The sequence below is a fragment of the Rothia sp. HMSC068E02 genome, from assembly GCF_001813565.1.
Lineage (GTDB): Bacteria > Actinomycetota > Actinomycetes > Actinomycetales > Micrococcaceae > Rothia.
This window is the reverse complement of the sequence record NZ_KV812894.1, coordinates 93,697-110,723: the sequence shown is the minus strand read 5'-3', so window position 1 is coordinate 110,723 and position 17,027 is coordinate 93,697. Positions and strand designations below refer to the sequence as shown.

Annotated in this window: 11 protein-coding genes and 1 tRNA gene; all 12 read right to left on the bottom strand. The window is 60.1% G+C overall.

Annotated features, from left to right (window positions below):
• Positions 1–232: 232 nt before the first annotated feature.
• Complete coding sequence (locus tag HMPREF2919_RS07800; protein ID WP_070594009.1) at positions 233–1,507, bottom strand: AI-2E family transporter; 1,275 nt, start codon at positions 1,505–1,507, stop codon at positions 233–235.
• A 172-nt stretch (positions 1,508–1,679) separates the two neighbouring features.
• Positions 1,680–2,669 (bottom strand): Bax inhibitor-1/YccA family protein, encoded by a 990-nt coding sequence (locus HMPREF2919_RS07795; RefSeq protein WP_049346804.1) that lies wholly within the window; start codon positions 2,667–2,669, stop codon positions 1,680–1,682.
• A 197-nt stretch (positions 2,670–2,866) separates the two neighbouring features.
• A complete protein-coding gene (locus tag HMPREF2919_RS07790) occupies positions 2,867–3,751 on the bottom strand; it encodes a Cof-type HAD-IIB family hydrolase (RefSeq protein ID WP_083301094.1) in 885 nt (294 codons plus the stop codon).
• A 314-nt stretch (positions 3,752–4,065) separates the two neighbouring features.
• Positions 4,066–4,139, bottom strand: a tRNA-Leu gene (locus tag HMPREF2919_RS07785).
• A gap of 260 nt (positions 4,140–4,399) precedes the next feature.
• A complete protein-coding gene (locus tag HMPREF2919_RS07780; protein ID WP_070594006.1) occupies positions 4,400–5,785 on the bottom strand; it encodes an NAD(P)/FAD-dependent oxidoreductase in 1,386 nt (461 codons plus the stop codon).
• A 438-nt stretch (positions 5,786–6,223) separates the two neighbouring features.
• Positions 6,224–7,834, bottom strand: a complete 1,611-nt coding sequence (locus tag HMPREF2919_RS07775) for a S8 family peptidase (RefSeq protein ID WP_070667092.1) — start codon at positions 7,832–7,834, stop codon at positions 6,224–6,226.
• Between the two features lie 63 nt (positions 7,835–7,897).
• Positions 7,898–8,851, bottom strand: coding sequence for a Ppx/GppA phosphatase family protein (locus tag HMPREF2919_RS07770; protein WP_005508954.1), 954 nt, complete (start codon positions 8,849–8,851; stop codon positions 7,898–7,900).
• Positions 8,852–9,003: 152 nt separating this feature from the next.
• Complete coding sequence (locus HMPREF2919_RS07765; RefSeq protein ID WP_049362335.1) at positions 9,004–9,603, bottom strand: DUF501 domain-containing protein; 600 nt, start codon at positions 9,601–9,603, stop codon at positions 9,004–9,006.
• A gap of 85 nt (positions 9,604–9,688) precedes the next feature.
• Positions 9,689–10,333: a septum formation initiator family protein gene (locus HMPREF2919_RS07760; RefSeq protein ID WP_070667090.1), complete on the bottom strand. Its 645-nt coding sequence runs from the start codon at positions 10,331–10,333 to the stop codon at positions 9,689–9,691.
• A gap of 223 nt (positions 10,334–10,556) precedes the next feature.
• Entirely contained in the window at positions 10,557–11,837 is a 1,281-nt protein-coding gene (eno, locus tag HMPREF2919_RS07755) for a phosphopyruvate hydratase (protein WP_049341512.1), read from the bottom strand.
• Between the two features lie 370 nt (positions 11,838–12,207).
• Positions 12,208–12,954, bottom strand: a complete 747-nt coding sequence (locus tag HMPREF2919_RS07750; protein ID WP_005506837.1) for a nucleoside triphosphate pyrophosphohydrolase — start codon at positions 12,952–12,954, stop codon at positions 12,208–12,210.
• 88 nt (positions 12,955–13,042) lie between these two features.
• Positions 13,043–16,978 carry an ornithinee aminotransferase gene (locus HMPREF2919_RS07745; protein ID WP_070667088.1) on the bottom strand — a complete coding sequence of 1,312 codons (3,936 nt, stop codon included), beginning with the start codon at positions 16,976–16,978 and terminating at the stop codon, positions 13,043–13,045.
• Between the last annotated feature and the right edge of the window lie 49 nt (positions 16,979–17,027).

The following is a 17,027-nucleotide window of genomic DNA, read 5'->3' as shown; positions in this document are numbered from 1 at the left end:
GGTTTTCCATTCTGACGGTGCGTTGTCCCGCGGGCGCGGGATGGTGATGTATTGCTCATCCCATTTTAGAGGATGGGTACAGCGAAGGGGGCTACCCGGTCGCAAGTAGCCCCCTGGCGAGACACCGCCGTAGACGGCATCGCGGCCGGCGGTATCGCCGGGACGAGTTAGCGGTGCGTTATCGAGGGTGGCGGGGTGCCCTACGCCAAAACCTCCCGCTCGATGCAGGCCCCTAGTCTTCGGAGGAGTCCGAAGCCTCGGAAGCCTGGTTCTCAGGCTCCTCAGCCTTCTGACGGCTCGGCACCCGGGAGGCCAGATTCTTGACGCTCTCCTGCCGTTCCTGGGCCTTCTCCTCAGCCTGCTCGCGGCGAGCCACCTCGTGCGGGAAGAGGAACTCCTCCTCACGAGGCGCCTCCTTCTCCCAGTCACGATTCGCCAGGTAACGCACCACCGCGTTGACCACAGCCAGAGTCGGCACGGCGAACAGAGCACCCACCGCACCAAAAATCATGGAGCCACCAGCCACCGAGAAAATAACAGCCAGCGGGTGCAGGGAGACAGCCTTACCCATAATGAGCGGCTGCAGAATGTTGGATTCGAGCTGCTGAACCAGCAGAACAATACCGAGCATAATCAGCGCCTGCACCGGGCCCAGAGCAACCAGCGCCAGCAGCACAGCCACAGCACCGGAAATGAGGGCACCAATCACCGGAACGAAGGAGCCGAGGAAGACCAGCACACCCAGCGGGATAGCCAGCGGAACACCCAGAATTGCGGCACCAATACCGATGCCGATAGCGTCAATAGCCGCCACCAGAATCTGAACGCGCACGTACGCACCCAGGGACTTCCAACCCGCGCGACCCGCACCGTTGACTGCGGCACGCGCGTCCTTCGGGAAGAGGCGAGTGACGAACAGCCAGATACGCTCACCCTCCATCAGGAAGAAGACCAGGGTAAACAGGGTCAGCAGGGTGCCGGTTGCAACCTCAGCCGCAGTCGAACCCACCTGAGACACACCGTGCAGCACGGAGCTGGGGTTATTGGTTACAGCGCTCTCCATCTGTTCCAGCAGCTGGTTCAGCTGGTCTGCACCGAACTCGTAGCCGAGGTTCTTCAGCCAACCAATCAGCTGCTGGTAGCCCTGCATCGCCTTATCCGCCATGGACACAAAACCGCGCAGAATCTGCTGACCGGTCAGCGAAATAATACCGGCGAGCACCAGAATCATACCGATTTCGGCAATAGCCGCCGCGCCACCGGCACGAACGCCCTTCTTACGCAGAAGCATCACGGCGGGGCTCAGCAGAGCCGCCAGCAGCAGAGCCACCAGAAGAGAAATAACCAGCAGGGAGACGTGCCCCAGGCCCTTCCAAAGGATCCAACCGGCACCGGCAATCATAATGATGCGCCACGCCCAAGCACCAGCAACTTCCATAGCAAAAGGCACCCGGTAGCCGCGCTCCTCCTCGGCTACATGCTCTTCTGCAACAGGTGTAATTTTCACGGTGTCTCCAAATCGTTATCGGTGTCGCGCCCGCGCGGGGCAGCTTCGGCTGCCCCAGCGGAGGCGGTATGTGGTGATGTTGTTGCGCCCCTCCCCTGCGCCTCGATACATCGGGGAAGTAAAGCGGCAAAGGCGGCGGCACCATCACGGTACCGCCGCCTCAAAGTGAGCTTTAGTCGTTTCTAAAGATGCTTGCCAGGTACATGAGAACACGCAGGATCTCAACATACAGCCAGACCAGAGAAGCGGTCAGGCCGAAAGCAAGGCGCCAAGACTCACGCTCGGGCAGGCCAGCCTCCACAGCCTCGGAGGTGGTGGTGAAGTCCAGCAGCAGCGAGTAGGTTGCCAGCGCAACAGCGAACAGACCAACCACCAGGCCCAGCGGAATACCACCAATAGAGAAGCTGTTCAGCGAGGAACCGAAGATACCCGCGGTCAGCATGGACACCAGGCCGTAACCCAGGTAGCTGAGCGCACCAATCATGAAAATCTTATTCAGCTTGGGGGTGGTGCGAATCTTGCCGTTGGCGAAGAGAGCCAGGGTCACACCCGCAACCACGAGGGTTGCCAGAACCGCCTGAACTGCCACGCCGGGGTAGCGCATATCCACAACAGCGGACAGACCACCGAGTAGCAGACCTTCCATGAGCGCGTAGGTCATGACCAGAATCGGGGAAACCTTCTTCTTGAAGGAGTTCACCAGACCCAGGACCAGACCGCCAACCATGCCCAGGAGCAGCAGCACCGGTGCATTCCATGCAACAGCGGCACCGACAGCGACCAGGCCCAGGTTGATACCGGTCTTAACCAAGACATCGTTCATGGTCAGGCGCTCACCGGCGGGGATGGGCTCCGAGTAGGTGGGGGCTGCTACGCCGTAGTCAGCCTCACCGTACGGCTGGCCGTACTGTGCCTGCTGACCGTACTGGGGCTGACCATACTGCTGGCCATAGGGCTGCTGGCCGTAGGTGTTCTGGCCGTAGCCCTGCTGATCATACTGCTGACCGTACTGGCCATAGGTCTGCTGCTGACCGTACTGTGCCTGCTGACCGTACTGCGCCTGCTGGCTGGTCTGCTGCGGCTGCGCACCAAAACGACCGAAACGAGAGTCACCCTGAGTGACATTCTTCGTCATTGAATTCAGAAGCGGGTTTCCCGCCATCTTTCTCTCCTTAAACGGGTACAAAACTAATTCTGTTAATTATATCGGATAGATTCTGTGCTCACGGGCGCTGTTCGTTACCAGCATGGGCTTCTAGCGACCTTGCCAGAATATTTCAGGGCGGTGTTTACCTGAGGTTCACCCAGGCCCGCGCCGCCCCGCATGCAAAGGCTTCTGCGCGTCTCTTTGTGAAGCGTCTAGTGCGAAGCTTCCAAACGGTCCAGGAGCTGTTCCAGATACTCCAGAACTGCCTGTTCCTCGTTCGAGCCAATCACCTCATCAGCAGCATTTCGCACAACCTCCGGGGCATTAGACATGGCAACACCCCAGCCCGCGTAGCGGAGCATTTCCATGTCGTTCTCACCGTCACCGAAGGCAAGAATGCCCGCCGGATCAGCATCCAGACGCTCGCACAGGTCCTCCAGACCGGTCGCCTTATTGACACCGGTACGCACCAGATCAATGGCACCGAAGCCGCTAACCATCGGAGTGACGGTCTGCGGAAGAACCTCACGCAGGTAAACGCTCAACTGCTGCGTCTGCTTAGGCGGAGTCAACAGCGGGAACTTAATGGGTGCACCCTCAAAATCCCCAATAGAGTCAACCATGACCGAGCCGGGGAAGAAGAACGCCGCAAAGTCCTCCAACGTGAGGGTTTCGGGAAGCTCCTGACCGGTGTCTTCAAAATAGCCGCGAATCATGTGCACAATCTGGTCGCAACGGTCCTTGGGCAGGTAGATACCTTCGGTGGTGCAAACCAGCAGACCGATCTGATCCAATCCCTGCACTACCTCAATAATGCGCGGCACGTCCTCTTCTTCAAAGGGATGCACGGCAAGCTTGCCATTCTCATCAGCAAGGTATGCACCGTTTTCAGCGATATAGATAAGACCTCGTCCTTCAAAGCCACGCATATAGTCCTGCAGCTTGGCGTAGGTGTTTCCGCTCGCCACAACAAAGTGAATTCCCTGCGCCTGCAGGCGGGATAGGATGCGCGAGAAACGTTCGGTGTCGAAAGTTTTGGAGTCGGTGAGGAAGGTGCCGTCCATATCGACAGCAATGATGGAGGGTATAGTCTGCATGCTGTGCCTTTCTGACTCTGCTGCCCCATTCAGGCTGGGGTGCATCTGTGGCTGCGTCTCTTCTAGGGTCTCACGTTTTTGAGCTCCGGAAGACGGTATGCGGGCGTTTTTGAGAGTGGAGCCCACGGGTACCATCGCTTCCTTCGAGCAGGTGGGCATCCCCATGGCAACCGAACTGGTCGGGGGCATCGTCTTTTACCCCCCCCCCAAAAAAAACCCAGACATGTAAACCTTCAAACACGCGAGCGGCGACTCCTCCCCTACGGGAAGAGCCGCCGCCTATCTATACCGCGCATCTACGCGTGTCTATGCAGTGCCCCCACTGGGACTCGAACCCAGAACACAAGGATTTTAAGTCCTCTGTCTCTGCCAATTGGACTATGAGGGCGTATCCCGAACAGTCCGGGACACAAATATTTATTATTCCACGAAAACGCACCCGAATCTAAGCAGAGACACATTTCAAACAGTTCCCCGCACCCCACCGCAGCAAGCATCACGCAAAAGCGCTGGTGGGGAGCTAAGCTAGACAGCTCGCAAGCATCCAGGCGCAAAATAGGCGGTGCGGAAGACCAAAGTCTTCCGCACCGCCCATTGCTTTTATCTCAAATGCGCTATCCCAGGGGCGTACCCCTAAGTCAGGCTATTTTAGAGCTTTGCCTTCTGGCGTGCCGGTGCAGTACCGGTTGCTTCCTGGAATGCCAGGCGCGGGGAACGCTGGTGGCGAATCGAGGAGGTGTCGCGACCGAAGATCTGGTTCAGAGCCCAGGTGGTCATAACGCGAACGGTACGCTCGGTGGTGGGGATTGCAGAGCCGTGGTAGCCGCGGTGCATGATCCATGCCAGCGGGCCGCCAATGGTCTTGCCCTTGAAGTTTGCAACGCCCTTCCACAGGCCCAGACCTGCCACAACACCAATGGTCTCGTGGTAGTAGTCGGTCAGGGGCTCGCCGCGGCGAGCAGCCAGCAGGTTCTTAGCCAGAACAACAGCCTGGCGGGAAGCGTGCTGAGCGTTGGGAACGCAGAAGCCGCCCACGCCGCCACCGGAGAGATCCGGAACAGCTGCGTTGTCGCCTGCAGCCCAAGCACCCTCAACCACGCCGTCGTCGCCGGTGACGCGCAGGTCTGCGCTCACGCGAACGCGGCCACGCTCGTCAATCGGGAAGTCGGTGTTCTTCAGCATCGGGGATGCTGCCACGCCTGCGGTCCAGATCAGGGTGTCGGTCTTGATCTCGCCTGCGGGGGACTTGTCAGCCATGTTAATCAGCTGCAGGTTACCGTCGGTTGCGTCGGAGAGGGAGGTGTTCAGCAGGATTTCGATGCCGCGCGCACGCAGCTCTGCAACGACCTTCTCTGCACGGTCTGCGGGAACCTCGGGCATGATGCGCGGTGCAGCCTCAATCATGACGAAGTGCAGGTCAGAAACGGAAAGACGCTCGTTGCGCTCAACAGCAACGCGTGCCATGTCTTCGAGCTCGGAGATGGTCTCAACACCAGCGAAGCCACCACCAACAACAACGAAGGTCAGGGCGCGGCGGCGTGCCTCAGCGTCGGACAGCATGGATGCAACCTCGATGCGGTCCAGAACCCAGTTACGAACGGAGACTGCCTCTTCAATGGTCTTCAGACCGATAGCGACCTCTGCCAGACCCGGAATCGGGAACGCGCGGGTCACAGCGCCTGCGCCGAGAACAATCTCGTCGTACTTCAGCTCGAAGGGCTCACCGTTGTCGGTGGGCTCAACAACAGCGGTGCGGTTTGCGTGGTCGATGGAGACAACGCGGCCGGGGATCAGCTCGGTGTCGCGCAGGTGCTGGCGCAGCGGCACAGTTGCGTTACGGCCTTCCATGGAACCTGCTGCAACCTCGGGGAGGAAGGGCTGGTAAGTCATGTAGGGGTTCGGCTCAACGATGGTGACGACGCCACCGGTCTCCTTGATAGCCTTCTGAATCTTCTTAGCAACGGTGAAGCCGACGTAGCCGCCACCGACGATCAGGACGCGAGGACGGTCCTGTGCCACCTTAGTGAATGCCATTTTGTTACTTCCTAGTCTTTAGGTACCGAGGTTCGGTAGCCCCGGTAGGTTGATATGTGCAACTTTCGGCTCGTTCCGAAAGCTCCCCTGACGAACAAAGCGGCTCGCTCTGGAAGTCCTTGCGCAACGCGAAGTGGCTAGCAGCACGAGCCTGTCTATCACATACCTGTTGTCTTTTATTTTACGCCTTTGTTTAGGTGATTTCGCACTTATGGCCCCTTTGAGCTGACCCTAAGTTAAAAGTTTTGAAGATATGAACAGGGTTCATCTCGTGATGTGGATTACGGTCTAAATCACTCTTTCCGTTTTTTGCGCGGTATGTTCGATATTTTCGTTTATTGGGGTGTTCCCCCGTCGAAAGCCAGCCCCCGCATCACAAAGCCCGGGACTAACTCAAAAGTCAGCCCCGGGCGAACAGAAAAACGCAATCAAACGATGCTAACGAGAGGTCCGGCGAGCGCCCCGACGTGAACCCTGATGAGAACCCGGATGATGCGCCGCCGCACGAGCCATCCGCGCAGCCTCACCCGCACTTACATGCAGCCTGTGCAAACGATGCACCGAACCAGCCGTAATAATCGTCAGCCACAGCGTCAAAGCCGCCAAAATCACCGGCGGCAACCAGCCACGATCCTCCGGAGGGCGACGCGCATCCGGCGCAGCCGCCTTCACAATGCTCTCACCCTCCTCATGCACCGGAGCAGCATCACTCGGAGTCGGCTCACTCACCTGCTGCTTACGATGCACCGCAATCCACTCAGAAATCGAACCCAGCGGATTCGCCGTCACCTTAGGCGCAGGCAAAGCCATCGCATCCTGCGGGTTAAACACACCGTAGCCGTACAACGGGTCACGGCCCGTCGCACCAGCATCATCAGCCGAAGCAATCAAACGCTGAGCCAGCTGAGCCGCCGACTCCTGCGGATACTTCTGCTTCAACAACGCCGCAACGCCCGTCACCAGAGGGGCTGCCGCCGAAGAACCCGACCACAGCATGTACCCATTACCGGGAGCCGCCGCAATCATATCCGTACTCGGAGCAACCACAGCAATCGAAATGCCCTGAGTCGACGAGCCCTCAGAAACCTGCTTATTCCGGTCAATACCACCCACCGTCAACACGCCAGGAATCGTCGCCGGAGCACCAACCTGAGTCAAGCCGCTACCACGGTTACCCGCAGCCGCAACAATCAGCACGCCCTTCTGCTCAGCGTAGGCAAACGCCTCATCCCAGCTCTGCGGCCAGCTCGTCTTATTCGAACCAATCGACATGTTAATAATCTGAGCCCCGTGGTCGACCGCGTAGCGCACCGCCGCAGGAATCTGCTCATCAATGCTCTTGCCGCCGGTCGTACCCATATTCAGCGAAATCGGCAGAATCTTCACCTCGGGAGCCACACCAATCACGCCGGTCGGCTTACCCGGCTGACCCGCAATCGCAGAATAGCCCTGCGTCTCGTGACCGTGACCTGCAATCAGAGAAGCAACCTCCGTGCCGTGCATCGGCTCAGCACCCAGGCCCTTCCAGCCGTCCTCACTGCCCACGCCCGAGGCGTCATAACCGCGCAGAACATTACCCTCAAGATCCGGGTGAGTACCGTCCACGCCCGTATCAATTACAGCAACCGTCACGCCCTTACCCGTAGCCTGCGACCACAAGGACGTAATACCGTACTCCTTCAGCCAATACTCGCGCTGACGAACATCATCACCATTAGTGGTCGACGTGCCCTTACTCGGAGTCGCAGAAGTCTTCGGCACCGCAGTAGCCGACGGCGAAGGAGTCGCCGTCACCTCCCTCTTCGGGCTCGGGGAAGCAGAAGGGGTCGGGTCCGTCGCCCAGGCGGCAGGCGTCAGCGGGGTCCACAACGGCAGAAGAGTCAACGCGGCACTGGCGCCCAAAGCTGCAACCTTACGGATGCGGCGAGTAGCGCCTCGGCCAGAACCAACCGAGGCGCGCACACCAAATACACGAGACGCACAGGCGCAAGACGACGCAAAAGACCAGCCGGTCAGGGACATACCTCGCCGATGCTCAGAACGAACCATTAAAACTCCTCAAGCTGAGCCGCGCCGTGAACCACCATCGGTTCACGGCGCGAGCGCTCAAGCCTACAGCTGGGACAGAGCGATACCGTCCAGAATGTCATGCTCGCTGACGGTCACCGAATCCACGGCACCATCAGTCATCTCATTCAGACGGGTCAGGATGCGGGCGTAAATCGTCGCGCCGGCACCAATCACATCCACCCGACCGGGGTGCATGTAGCCGAGCTCCTCACGCTCAGTACGGCTCAGCGAAGCCAACCAGCGGGCAGTCTTCTGAACGGTCTCTACGGAGAAGCTCTGAGCGTTAATAGCCTCAGAATCGTAGCGGTCCAGACCCAGCGCGGCAGCAGCCACAGTGGTTGCGGTACCAGCCACAGCCACCACGCGGCGCGCATCCTGCAGGGGCACAGTCTTACGTGCCACCTCGAGAGCCTCGTCAGTATCAGCCTCAACGCGGGCAATCTGCGAGTCAGTGGACGGGGCGCTCATCATGTGACGCTCAGTCAGGCGCACACAACCAATATTGACGCTGCGGGAAGCCTTCACACCCGACTCGTCGCCGAGCACGAACTCAGTCGAACCGCCGCCCAGGTCAAACACCAGGGTGTCACCGTCGCCGTAACCGACAGCGCGCACCGCACCAGCGAAGGACAGAGCAGCTTCCTCATCACCGCTGATCACCTCGGGCTCAATACCCAAAATCTCGCGGATACCATCCACAAACACCTGACGGTTACCCGCATCGCGAGTCGCACTGGTCGCCACGAAACGCACCGAATCAGCGCCGTGCTCCTTCAGCAGCTGCGCATACTCACGCGCCGCAGCGAAAGTACGGTCCAGCGCCTCCTGCGCCAGCCAGCCGGTCGCATCCACGCCCTGGCCCAGACGCACAATGCGCATCTCACGCACAACGTCCTTCAGGACAGTCTTCTCGACCCCGTCCACCACCTCAGTAGTGGAATCAGCAATCAGCAGGCGAATAGAGTTCGTACCGCAGTCAATCGCACCAACGCGCACGGTGGGTTCCTTTCAGGTCTTCAATACCAATCAGTGCCAAAGGCAACGCGAGCGCCGCAGGCGAAAAATTTTCGCTTTTCGGCGCTCTTTCTTCTATCTATTATGCGCCCGCACCGTCCTTCAAGACGATGCGGGCGCACCAGAATCAATATTTAGGCTTCTTCACGCCACGCGGGGTCGCAGGAGCAGACCTCGGGGGTCCACCACTCGGCGATAGCGTCCAGGCCGCGGTCACCCATCGGGTTCACGCCGCGACCCACCGACAGGGTGTGGCCGATAACGGCGTGCAGGCACTTCACACGGGTCGGCATGCCGCCGGCAGAGATGCCGTCAATCTCCGGGACCTCTTCAGCGCCGCTGATTAGGCGGATGCGCTCACGCTCAGCCAGGTAGTTCTCGTGCGCGGCAGCGTACTGTGCCGCCAGGTCCGCGTCCTCAGCCAGCGAGTCGGTCATCTCGTACATCAGGCCGCCCGCCTCCAGGCGGGAAGCCGCAGCGGTAATCACCGGATGCGCCAGGTAGAAAACGGTCGGGAAGGGGGTGCCGTTGCTCAGGCGCGGCGCGGTAGCAGCCACGAGCGGGTTACCGCACACGCAGCGTGCCGGAATCTCAATCACGTCGCGGACCTTACGGCCCAGCTGCGCGGAGAGAACACGGATGTCCTGCTCGGTGGGGGTCAGGGTTTCAACAGTTACGCCGAAGCCGCCGGGGGTGCGTGCCTTCAGCTCTTCAATGGTGTTTTCGGTGCTCATAATCCTAAGTTTCTGGAACGAGGGGTCACCTCGTCCGCTTATGCCGGGTGCTTGCCAGGGCGGGGGTTCCTGCCGGTGGCTGGGGCTAGTTCTTCTCGAGAGAATTCCAAACCTTCGTGGTCCAGGCTTCCTCGGGGGCGTTCTTCGCGTTCGCAGAAGTACCGTCCGCCTTCGTGGAGTCCTCGGTAATGCCGGTGACCACGTAGGGGGTGTCGCCGGGGTTCACATAGTAGAGGCGGCTACGTGCCTGCTGACGAACGTAGTTGTCGTCGTTCCACCAGGTCTGCTCCGCCTTCAGCTGGGCGTTCTCCTGTTGCAACTGGGAAATGTGCGCGTTGATCTGCTTGATTTCCCGATCCTGGTCAATGTAGGTGACCACCGGGTATGCGGTACCGAGCGCAATCACGCCCACCACAACAGCGGTCAGGAAGCTACGACCGGAGAACATATGAGCCGCCACGGGGGCGTCGTATCCGCCTTCTTCACTGCCCTGCTGGGCTGCGGCGCGGCGGCGGGCACGCTCCTCACGGCGAGCCTGCGCCTGACGTTCACGCTCGGGGTGGCGCTGGTTCAAGCCTACGCCAAAGAAAAGGGCGCTAGCCTTTTTCATCAGGGAGGTGCGGGCTTCCTTAGCGGCGCCACGCGGCGCATCGGAGGAGGTAGCGCCCTGAGCGGGTGTAGTGGAACTCGTAGAGTGCGACCGGGTCTGCTGGTTTGCTCGCTGGCTCATTGCTCTATCCTTCGTTCCGTTCTGTGCCGCTAAACGCTTCCTTCATATTCTACCGGGTTCGGAGGGCTTCCCCAGCTCTATGTTGCAAGCGATACATTCTACCCTGCCACGGCATACCTGAGCTGATAGATCGCGCACAGAGAAGGAGGCGGTGCCACTCCCCTACGGGGTAGCACCGCCTCCTTGACGTCTAACCGCTCACGCGGTCGGATGCTTCAGTAACTTATGCCTTGAAACGGGGGAATGCGGACTTGCCAGCGTAAACAGCTGCGTCGCCCAGCTCTTCCTCGATGCGCAGCAGCTGGTTGTACTTAGCAACGCGCTCGGAACGTGCGGGAGCACCGGTCTTGATCTGGCCAGCGTTGGTTGCAACAGCCAGGTCAGCGATGGTGACGTCCTCGGTCTCACCGGAACGGTGAGAAACCATGCAACGGTACTCGTGGCGCTGTGCCAGCTCCATTGCATCCAGGGTCTCGGTCAGCGAACCAATCTGGTTCACCTTCACGAGCAGAGCGTTAGCTGCGCCCTCTTCGATACCGCGAGCCAGACGCTCGGGGTTGGTCACGAACAGGTCGTCACCGACGATCTGGACCTTGTCACCGATCTGCTCGGTCAGGGTCTTGTAGCCCTCCCAGTCGTTCTCATCCAGGGGATCCTCAATGGAAACCAGGGGGTACTTTGCAACGAGGTCAGCGTAGTATGCGCTCATCTCAGCTGCGGACTTCTTCTGGCCCTCGAACTCGTATGCGCCGTCGTTGTAGAACTCGGAGGATGCAACGTCCAGTGCCAGTGCAACCTGCTCGCCCGGCTTGTAGCCAGCCTTCTCGATTGCCTCAACGATCAGGTCCAGTGCAGCTGCGTTGGACTCCAGGTTGGGTGCGAAACCACCCTCGTCGCCCAGGCCGGTTGCCAGGCCGCGGTCGTGCAGCACGGACTTCAGGGAGTGGTAAACCTCAACACCTGCGCGCAGAGCGTCAGAGTAGTTGTCGAAGCCGATGGGAGCAATCATGAACTCCTGGATGTCAACGTTGGAGTCTGCGTGAGAACCACCGTTGAGGATGTTCATCATGGGGACGGGCAGAACGTGAGCGTTCGGGCCGCCGAGGTACTTGTACAGGGGCAGGTCAGCGGACTCAGCAGCTGCCTTAGCAACAGCCAGGGAGACACCCAGGATTGCGTTTGCGCCCAGCTTGCCCTTGTTGTTGGTTGCATCCAGAGCAATCATGGCTGCGTCAACAGCGCGCTGGTCGGAAGCCTCAATGCCGATGACCTCTTCAGCGATTTCTTCGATAACAGACTTCACTGCGCCCAGAACACCCTTGCCCAGGTATACGGACTTGTCGCCATCGCGGCGCTCAACAGCTTCCCACTCACCGGTGGATGCGCCCGAGGGCACAGCTGCGCGTGCGAAAGCACCGTCTTCGAGCAGAACCTCAACCTCAACGGTCGGGTTGCCACGGGAATCCAGGATCTGGCGTGCGTGAACTGCGGTAATAACAGCCATGAATTGTTCTCCTTATGAGATGTCAAGGATGTGAACGGCTCACCCGGTAGTGGACAAGTCGCGTCCCCTAAATTCTAGCAAAACTCCCACACAAACACACTAGTTGCCACCGCTTTTTTATTGCCTTAATGAAGGTCTAGATAACCCTTAGTCAGGCGCTACAAAGCGGAACAAGACCCACACTCCCCCACATTGTGAGGGTGTGGGTACTCGACCAAAGCACAACATGAGCCCAAATGCCGGGCATGTGCCACGAGCATCCTCACGGTTGCCCAACACAACCCCAAACAAACAGAAGGCGCTTTGAAACCTTTCATTCCCTCAGAGAACAGATTTCAAAGCGTCTCACAGAAGAACTCAACCAGCGTTTCTAATAGCTCGGCTCATCATGCGTATGCTGAGCAATATAGCGACGAGTGTACGAACGCAGGGCACGCTCCGGATCCAAACCATTACGCTGTGCGCGGCTCACCAACGCAAAGAGCAGCTCGCCGAATTCCTCTTCAGTGTGCATATAGCGCAGGTCGTCCTCCATGCTCGTGGGCTCCGGCGGCAGAATAATACCCGCCTTACGTGCCTTCACAGCAGTCTTCTCAGCCATAGCGAGCGCCGGCAGATGCGGTGGAATACCATCCAGCGCGCCACGGTCGCTCTTCTCCTTCTTCTTCAACGCATCCCACGCCGCCTGCTGCTCAGCCGCGGTGCGAGGCGCCTCCGAAGAGCCCTCAGACTCAGCCGCAAACACATCGGGGTGGCGCGAACGAAGCTTCTGCACAAGGCCCTCAACCACCTGCACGATGTCGAAGCCCTGCGGGTTTGCCGCAGCAATATCAGAGTGGAACACCACCTGTAGCAGCACGTCGCCCAGCTCCTCACGCAGCAGCGGCATATTCGGCTCGCCGCCGGTTTCTACCGCCTCGACAACCTCGTAGGCTTCCTCCACCAGGTAGCGGATTAGGGAGGCGTGAGTCTGCTCAGCATCCCACGGGCAACCGCCCGGTGCGCGCAACAGCGCCATGGTTTCCACCAGGGTGCCGAAGGCTTCAGCCGCGCGGGCGGCGGTGTCCTGAACGTTCTGCGCCGCAGAAGCCTCAGGAGTATTAGGGGTATCAGTCATAACAATCTTCCTCATCGAAAAAATGACAAACATAGCGCGCCGCGCCGACCCCCACACGGGGAGCCGGCGCGGCGCACCTTACAAGGTTTTAGAGGTTCCAGTGCGAAAGCGCGCTCGTCATATGAGCCGGGATCTTCGAACCCAGACGCGGGAACATGCGCAGCTCCTCAACATAACGCTCAGCATCCAGCGGACGCGGGTAGGTGACAAACGCCTGCTCATTCGCATAATCGAATGCCGCCTGAACCGGCACGCCCGGGGTGAAGGTCAGGCTCATAGCCAGCGGCGAGCCCTCACCCTCGCTGTACGAGTCGGTCTTCAGCGCCGGAATGTCCAGCAGGGTTTCGGGAATCAGCTCGAAGGTACGGACCTGCTCCCAGAAGCCGTTGCGGCGCACGTGGGTCAGGGCGTCGTAGTAGGAGCCGAGGGCACGTACACGAATCAGCACGGTGGTGGCATCCTTTGCGGTGCCGTTCTCGCCGAAGAGGTGCTCGACAACCGGCGCCAGACGCTGAGCGACCTGAGCCTCGGTCAGAACCAGGTTGCCGGCTGCCAGCTGAGTCTCCGAGGGAACCAGCGGGCTCTGCACCGCGGCGGAGGGGGTGTCCGGCTCAGCCACGATGGTGGGTAGCTGGTTGAGCTCGCTCAGCGCGGATGCCGAGATGCTGGAGGAGATACCTGCCGGGGTGCTCTCCGGCAGGGCAACCGGGGTGGTCGCCTCGGAGGCGGGTGCCGCCTCTGCTACCTCTGCTGCCGGTGCTGCCGGGGCAGTCTGAGCGGTAGCCTCGGAGGCGGGTGCAACCGCTACGGGAGCCTCAGCAATCTTAGCCGCGGGGGCCACCTCAACGGTCTTGAGCTCAGCGGCCTTCTCAGCGGGCTCTTCCTGAGCGCCGGTAGCCTTCGCCTCAGATGCCTTTGCCTCGGTAGCCTTCGTAGCGGCGCCGGCAGTGCCCACTGCGGCAGCTGCGGCAAGAGCACCAGCCAGGCCGGGAGCCACAGACGCGCTCTCAGCGGCAGGCTCAACGTCTACGAGGGCAGGTTCCTCGGCGGGCGCTTCAGCGGAAGCAGCGGAGGTTTCCTTCTCGGGCAGCAGTTCAGAGTCATCCAAGAACGCGGGCAGGGCGGGCTCTTCGGAGCTCTCTGCGATCGGCTCATCTGCAGCTTCTTCAACGGGCTGGGTGCGGTCCAGGGTGAAGGACTCAGCAACCACGGGAGCGGCAGCCTTCTGCTCCTCGGCAGCCAAAACTTCCTCAGCCGAAACTTCCTCAGCGGGTGCTTCCTCAGCAACTGCGGGGGCTGTTGCTTCCTCAGCGTCCAGCTTCTTCTGAGCGTTGGCGACAATGGTGGCCAGGGCGGCTTCCATGTCTTCGCCGGGCTCTACAGAGTCCTCGGCAGATGCCTCGACTACCTCAGCGGCAGATTCTTCGGCATGCTCGGTTTCGGGCTCTACGGTAGCCGCACCGAAGACCGGGTCGTTCTCGTAATCGTGCTCGAACTCAGCTTCAACCGGCGCAAACTCAGCCTGGGCAGGCTGGGCGGCAGGCTGGGCAGAAGCTTCAACAGCCTCCTCTACGTCTTCCTTCTCCTGCGCAGAAGCGGCAGAACCAGCCACAGCAGTACCGGCAGCGGCAAGACCTGCAGCAGTCAGCAGACCCGCGGAGGCACCCTCTTCAGCAGTCTCAACTACAGGCTCTTCAGCAGCTTCGGCAGCTGCCTCAGCCTCGTTCGCAGCCTGCTTCTCAGCGAGTTCAGCCTCCAGCTCACGCTCGATAGCCTCACGTTCAGCCTCAACCGGGTCAACACTCTGAACAGCAGCTTCCTGAGGCTCATCCTGCGAGGTAGCCTCAGCGGCCTCAGCGGTCGCAACGGGCTTAGCCTCAACAGCGGCACCTTCCAGCAGGAAGCTCTCGCTAATAGTCTGACCATCCACAGCACCCAGGTACGATGCGTGAACCTCCAGGCCATCACCCAGGCGCGGCTTCAAAGAGACAGCCGCACGGTTCCAGGTTGCGCCGACCTGCTGAGCCTCGGTGTACAGTGCCGCAACGGGTGCAAACCAGTCAACACCGGGCACGACAATGCCGGTTTCAACCTCACGGCCGCGGTGCAGCAGACGGTAGTGCATATCCTCATCAACCTGGCGCAGTTCCAGGCTCATGGTGCCCGAACCGCGGGTGCGCATAAGCTCCGCAAGGCCGTGGAGAGCGCGCTGCTCGGGGAGAGCGGGCAGGGTTGCCGCACCCTCAACGGGCTCGCTCAGGATGATGGATTCGGCAACCAGTTCAGCTTCGTCTTCGCTGAGCTTCTGCGCAGTGTCCTTCAGCTCAGCAACGGGCTCATCAACGGGCTCATCAGCGGACTCTTCACGAGCAGCAGACTTGCGCTTCTCTGCTTCCTTCTTATCGATGCCCTCTGCGGTCAGCGCGACGCTCTGAGAGGTACCCTTTTCGGTCTTCTCCTCAGCCTTATCAGCCTTTGCGGCGGAGGCAACAGCAGCGGCAGCAGCCACGGGTGCAGCAACAGCGGCAAGAGCAGGAGCTACAGAGGAGCTCTCGACGGGCTCGTCGTCCTCAGAACCGGAGCCTTCAGCCGCGGAGTCCTCAATCTTGGTAGCAGGCTCTTCCGTAGCGGTTTCTTCCGCGGTGCTGTCCTCAACAGCGCTTTCTTCAACAGCGGAAGTGTCAAAGATCAGCTCTGCGGTGTTCTCTTCTTCAGCGTCGAAGTCCTCAGCCTCGAGCGATTCAGAGACGGACGCTTCGTGCTTCTCCTCAACGGATACAGCGGAGAGCAACTCGGTCTCATCAGAGACCGCGTCTTCTTCCTCAGTAAGTTCAGATGCCAGCAGTTCAGGTGCCTCAACGACAGCCTCAATCGGCTCTTCCTCACCAGCGGCAACAGGCTCTGCAGCCTCTTCTACGCCTGCGGTAAGGTCAATGGTCTCCTCGGATTCGAAGTCTTCAGTAGCATCAGCAACAGGTGCGGGTGCCTCAGAGGCCTCAGCGTCTTCGACAGATTCAGCAGCTTCAGTGGACTCGGGTGCCTCAGCGGACTCTGCTTCCTCAGCAACTACCTCATCAGCGGGAGCTTCTTCAGCGATTACCTCATCGGAGGCGACCTCGCCGAAAGTCTCCTCTTCGCTATCGAGGGTGATGCCCAGGCGAGCAGCGTAGGCTGCCGCCAGGTCGTCCAGGCCGGCGTTCTGTGCCTCGGTGACAGCGGCGCGGGTGCGGGCAGTCTTCAGGTCTTCTGCGGTCAGGGAGTCTTCAGCACCTGCAGATACGTCCTCAGCTGCAGATGCAGAATGAGCGTTCTCAGACTTGTTCTCAGTAGCTTCTACAACAGCGTCAGCAACCTCAAGCTCTTCGCCACCCTCTGCCTCGTCTGCAGCCGCTTCAGCGACCTCAGCGGCAGTATCTTCGACATTCTGGGCACGCAGAGCACGTAGGTGCTCTTCAAACTGGGAACGTGCATCCGCTGCGACGTCCTTAGGCTCCTGCGCCTCGATAGATGCGTCCTCAGCTTCGGACTCTTCATCATCGCGCAGGAACGCGGGGGTAGCGGGCTGAGCAGCCTCAGCAACCGGGGCGACTTCTTCTTTAACGTCCTGGTCCTCAGTATTCTGCTCGACCTCAACAGGCTCCTCAGATTCCTGCGGGAAAGCACCAAGCGCAGCCAGCAGGCTACGACGCTCCTGCTCCTCCGCCTGTTCCTCGGTCAGCTCCTCAGCAGCGGAAGATTCTTCAACCTTCTCATCGCCGTGCAGGAGGGCACGCTTGAGATCCTCAACAGCACGGTGCTCTTCACTCTGCTCATCGTCGTGGTTCTGGTGGCGTGCGCTTTCAGACTTCACGAAGCGGCGCAGGGAGTCCTCCCACTGCTGCTGTTCCATAATCTTTTCGCTCAGTCGTGCGCTCTTGGGAGCGTCTTCGCTTGCCTGTTCTTTCTGAGCCTTGGCAGTTTCGGCGCTCTGTTCTTCGCGCGACTGTTCATCCAACTTCTTCTTGCCGATTCCAAAGAAGCTCATTGGGTGTCCTCCTCCGGCGTGCGCCGTGTGATGGTGCGCCATCTCCTTC